This is a genomic window from Coleofasciculus sp. H7-1 (assembly GCF_057473865.1).
Genome location: NZ_JBYCCT010000063.1, coordinates 1 through 4,970, shown reverse-complemented (window position 1 = coordinate 4,970; position 4,970 = coordinate 1). Strand labels below are relative to the sequence as shown.

The following is a 4,970-nucleotide window of genomic DNA, read 5'->3' as shown; positions in this document are numbered from 1 at the left end:
CATTTCTCAAAGCATGGAGGCATTGCGTCGGGTGTAGTTTCCTTCATGGGTATTTTTCAACGTGAACTTCTTATCTGGCATGGATCATAACTCATTTGGTTTTAATTCATTGTTTAAGTCCCGCTAAGAAAGTTAGATAAATTTGATTGCAGCGCTCAAGATAAAGCGCTGCTGGAAATCTTAGACATCCAACGTGAAGTAGAAACATTGTCTCAGCATCTGGATCAAGCTCAAGACCATCTTTAACGTTCCAGCAGTTACTCCACAAATTCAATCTTAATTGGGTAATGAGGTAAGGGATAATTGGTAACTCCCCCTGTTCCCCTCGTCCGCTCTCTTTATTCAGGTCTTAGCGATTGGGAGAAAGACTCCAGTTAAGATCGAAAAGAGTGCAACTTTACTACCAAGCGCTCATCGGAAAAAGCTCAAAACAATGATTGAACTACTAGACATTAAACGCGAAGTCGAAACGTTGTGCGATCGCCTGGGTAAAACCCAGGACTATCTTTGACGTTCCTGCTCTAACTGCCAAAATTCAAGACTTGGAGCAAGTGGCGGCTCAACCGGATTTTTGGGATGACCAAACTACTGCCCAGAAAACCCTCCAAGAACTCAATGACCTCAAATCCCACCTAGAGCAATTTCACCAGTGGAAAAACAGCCTGGAAGACGCCAGGGCGGTTGTGGAACTGCTGGAATTAGAAGCCGACGAGTCACTACTCTCGGAAGCTGAAAGCAACGTCACCAAGCTCAACCAGGAACTTGACCGCTGGGAGTTGCAACAGCTGCTTTCCGGTACTTACGACCAAAGCGGAGCCGTTTTAACCATTAACGCTGGTGCGGGTGGCACAGACGCCCAAGACTGGGCAGAAATGTTGCTGCGGATGTACACTCGCTGGGCGGAAAACCACAGTTACAAAGTTACCTTAGCGGAAATCTCCAAAGGGGAAGAAGCGGGGCTGAAGTCAGCTACCTTAGAGGTTGAGGGACGTTATGCCTATGGCTACCTGAAGGCAGAAAAAGGAACCCACCGGCTGGTGCGGATATCGCCCTTCAACGCCAACGACAAGCGCCAAACAAGCTTTGCTGGAGTGGAAGTGATGCCAACTCTAGATAGATCGGTGACTCTGGACATTCCAGATAAGGATTTGGAAATCACCACCTCTAGGGCTGGCGGTAAAGGTGGACAAAATGTCAACAAAGTGGAAACAGCGGTGCGGATTGTTCACGTTCCCACTGGTCTTGCCGTGCGCTGTACAGAAGAGCGAAGTCAGCTGCAAAACAAAGAAAAAGGTCTTGCCATCCTCAAAGCTAAGTTGCTGATTGTCGCCCAAGAGCAACGCGCCAAGGAAATTGCCGACATTCGAGGCGATATGGTAGAGGCAGCTTGGGGCAACCAAATTCGTAACTACGTTTTCCACCCGTACCAGATGGTCAAGGATCTGCGGACAACTGTGGAAACGACTGCCATTAACGATGTGATGAATGGCGACCTCGATTCGTTCATTGAAGCCTATCTGCGCCAAGAAAATCAGCTTACTTGAAAGCTGCGCCGTTTGGTGTTTAGGGCAGCCTAACTTAGAGGGTCACTTAACCACCAAGACACTAAGAAATTAGTGGAATCGGGTGGACAGAGGAGCGATCGCTTTTGCGCGATCGCCCCTCTGTCCTTTACTTGATGATTTTGTGATTTGACATCAATTGCGAAACAAACTGTTACATTGTTGGAAGAAAAGTTGATCCCTGGCTTATCATCAGCTGGAAAAACCACTTTTGAGTCTTAAGTAATTATCCGTATGAGCAACTCCTCTTCACCGCCACAAGCGGCAGAACCACAAACTCCAGAACCCATTTTTGAATCGACACCCGCCTCGACGGAGCCTCAACCCAGCTACGTGAAGCTAGCAATGCGAAACATGGTGCGAAAAGGGGGCACTTCGTTAAAACATTTTGCCCTGTCAACCATTGGTCTTGTGGCGCTTCTTATCGGTCTTTCCTACCTGACTCGTTAATCCGGAACACGGTTGCATGGGCATAAACATCGAAATTAGCGTCCAAGATTATTTCTTCTCTTCCAGTCCAGCAGATGCCAGTGCCCAAGAAGAAATTTCACCTGAAACTTGGGAAACTTGGTTCCACCGTTGGATGGAAACTCTGCATCCAGATATTCCTAAAGCGGATGCCTATGAACTGAGTTTGCGCCTCACAGACGATAGGGAAATACAAACCCTCAACGCCCAGTATCGTCATCAAAATAAACCGACAGATGTATTAGCTTTTGCATCCTTAGAGGTAGACTGTCCTCAGCCGATGGATTTTTTGGCGGATACACCTCTATATCTCGGTGATATCGCCATCTCCGTTGAGACTGCGACTCGGCAGGCTCAACAACAGGGACATCCCTTAAAAACAGAGCTAGCCTGGTTAGCGGCTCACGGTTTGCTTCATCTACTCGGCTGGGATCATCCCGATGAAGATAGCCTGACTAAAATGTTGAACCAGCAGGAAACTTTACTCCAGGTTATTGGTCTTACTATCTAGCCCAACTATAACCAATAGCCTTCATCTGTACTTAGATTCAAGTTTCGCCCACGCGCCAGCCGGAGCGATGGTTAATGCCCTTCAGGCCCGTAAAACCCTTGCCATGTCTCAAGAAATTTCCACACCTTCTTTGAACCGCTCTGATGTAGTGAAACCAAACCGGGATTTAGCTTGGCAAATTGCGCCCAACTTAATAATTAGTTTTAAATATGCTTGGGCCGGACTTCGATATGCCTTTATTACCCAACGCAACTTTCGCCTCCATGTAGTCATAGGCACCCTAGCCATTGGTTTGGGTGTCTTTTTGCAGTTGAAGGCAGTGGAAATGGCGGTGATTGGGATAACAATTGGGTTAGTGTTGGCGCTGGAGTTATTGAATACGGCAATTGAGTCGGTTGTTGACTTAACGGTTAAGCAGGCTTACCATGAGCTTGCCAAAATTGCTAAAGACTGTGCTGCCGGTGCCGTTCTGGTTTCGGCGCTAGTGTCGGTATTGGTAGCTGGTTCGCTGCTTTTGCCACCCCTTGTAATTCGGATTCAGTCGATGCTGCGCTAAGTAGTTTTGAGTTCTGAGTTTGAAGGCTTCTGACTCACAAGGAGTTTACATTTGATTCTGGTTATTGATAATTACGACAGTTTTACCTATAACTTGGTGCAGTATCTGGGAGAGCTGGGCGCTGAACTGCCCGTAGCATCTGAGATTCAGGTGTATCGCAATGACCAAATCTCCCTAGAGCAAATCGAAAAACTTAAACCAGATGGAATTGTGATTTCGCCGGGACCAGGGCGTCCAGAAGATGCTGGAATTTCCCTGGAGTTAATTCAACAGATGGGTTCCGGGGTACCAATTTTAGGCGTTTGTCTGGGACATCAAGGCATTGGTCAAGTATTCGGCGGTGAAATTGTTTCTGCACCCATGTTGATGCATGGCAAAACTTCTCCAATTCATCACACGGGTGTAGGCGTATTTCGAGGATTAGATAATCCCTTTACCGCTACCCGGTATCATAGTTTAGCGATCGACCGCGAAAGCTGCCCTGATGTCCTAGAAATTACGGCTTGGGTAGACGACGGAACCATCATGGGCGTCCGGCATCGGAACTATCCGCACATTGAGGGCGTCCAATTCCATCCGGAGAGTATTCTGACGACTTCAGGAAAGCACCTGCTGCGAAACTTCCTGGAATCTCTTTAGTGCTAATGGCTAATTGCTAATTGTTGATTGCTCAATTAAGCATTAGCGATTAGCAAAGGACTAATGACTAATGACTGAGGACTAAATTCTGATGAAACGGCGACAGTTGATGCGCTATGCTGGGGCGGGTTTGCTTACAGCATTAGGAACAGGCTTGGCTTCTGGATTTCAGACTTATCAGGCGGCAACACCTGGTGGATCTGTGTCTGTTAAATGGCTGGGGCATACCAGCTTTTTGTTTACTGGGAATGGTAAACGAGTCTTGGCGAATCCCTTTCAGAAGCTGGGCTGTACGGCTGGGTATCGTTCATCGAAGGTGGCGGCAGATTTAGTGCTAGTCAGCAGCCTATTGCTCGATGAAGGGGCGGTGGAGGGGTTGCCAGGGAATCCCCAGTTTTTGTATAAACCGGGAGTTTACCAAGTTGACAACCTAAAAATTCAAGGAATTACCATTAACCACGATCGCAACGGTGGACGCCGGTTTGGCACGAACGTGGCTTGGCGTTGGACGCAAGGGGGAATCAATATTCTGCATTTAGGAGGTGCTGCTGCACCGATTGATATTGAGCAAAAAATCCTGATGGGGCGTCCCGATGTATTGTTAGTACCCGTAGGCGGAAGTGACAAAGCCTACACGCCTCAGGAAGCAAAGCAGGCAGTACAAGTCCTCAATCCAAAATTGGCGATTCCCACGCATTACCGCACCCAAGCCGCCGATTCTGGGAAGTGCGATATTGTCTCCGTGGATGAATTTTTGGCATTGATGGATGGAATGCCAGTGCGCCGCGTCAATAGTGACACTTTGACGATTAAATCAACGGATTTGCCAGAAAATGGCACAGCGATCGCAGTGATGAGTTATAAGTTTTAAACAGTCATTAGTGATTAGTTCTTAGTTATTATTTGGTTAATGACTATTGACTAATGGCTATTAACTATGCCCCGATTGGATTGCCGCATAAAGTTGATTAAAATCCTCATTGGGTAACAATCCTGCTGGATCTAGCGAAAAACACTTTTTGAGGCGGGTGACAAGATACATATCAATGTCACCCTTATTTTTGGCATTTATTTTTCCCCGATAGTCACAGTCAAAAAAATTTTTCACTAATGGGACTTAAACTAAAATCAAAAGTCAATGGAAGTATAATACTGTAATAACAGACATTTCACGTTGAGGTTTGAGGGATGAAAGAGACAACTCCCGCCGCTATGCCCCCTTGCTTTGACAGAT

6 protein-coding genes are annotated in these 4,970 nt (G+C 46.8%); all 6 read left to right on the top strand.

Annotation, left to right across the window (positions count from 1 at the left end):
* The first annotated feature begins 433 nt into the window (after positions 1-433).
* The 6 genes from prfB (at position 434) to AC2VDX_RS15580 (ending at position 4,607) form a co-directional block, all read left to right on the top strand.
* Positions 434-1,544 (top strand): peptide chain release factor 2 gene (prfB, locus tag AC2VDX_RS15605; protein ID WP_378179660.1). Its coding sequence is split into 2 segments (ribosomal slippage): positions 434-508 and positions 510-1,544, totalling 1,110 coding nucleotides; the frame shifts between segments, so codons are not numbered across the junction.
* Positions 1,545-1,796: 252 nt separating this feature from the next.
* Positions 1,797-2,012, top strand: a complete 216-nt coding sequence (locus tag AC2VDX_RS15600) for a DUF3285 domain-containing protein (RefSeq protein WP_378179657.1) — start codon at positions 1,797-1,799, stop codon at positions 2,010-2,012.
* Positions 2,013-2,034: 22 nt separating this feature from the next.
* Positions 2,035-2,541 (top strand): rRNA maturation RNase YbeY, encoded by a 507-nt coding sequence (gene ybeY, locus AC2VDX_RS15595; protein WP_378179663.1) that lies wholly within the window; start codon positions 2,035-2,037, stop codon positions 2,539-2,541.
* Positions 2,542-2,644: 103 nt separating this feature from the next.
* Positions 2,645-3,097 carry a diacylglycerol kinase family protein gene (locus AC2VDX_RS15590; RefSeq protein ID WP_378179654.1) on the top strand — a complete coding sequence of 151 codons (453 nt, stop codon included), beginning with the start codon at positions 2,645-2,647 and terminating at the stop codon, positions 3,095-3,097.
* A 51-nt stretch (positions 3,098-3,148) separates the two neighbouring features.
* A complete protein-coding gene (locus AC2VDX_RS15585; protein ID WP_378179651.1) occupies positions 3,149-3,736 on the top strand; it encodes an anthranilate synthase component II in 588 nt (195 codons plus the stop codon).
* Positions 3,737-3,827: 91 nt separating this feature from the next.
* Positions 3,828-4,607 carry an MBL fold metallo-hydrolase gene (locus AC2VDX_RS15580; RefSeq protein ID WP_378179648.1) on the top strand — a complete coding sequence of 260 codons (780 nt, stop codon included), beginning with the start codon at positions 3,828-3,830 and terminating at the stop codon, positions 4,605-4,607.
* Positions 4,608-4,970 lie beyond the last annotated feature (363 nt).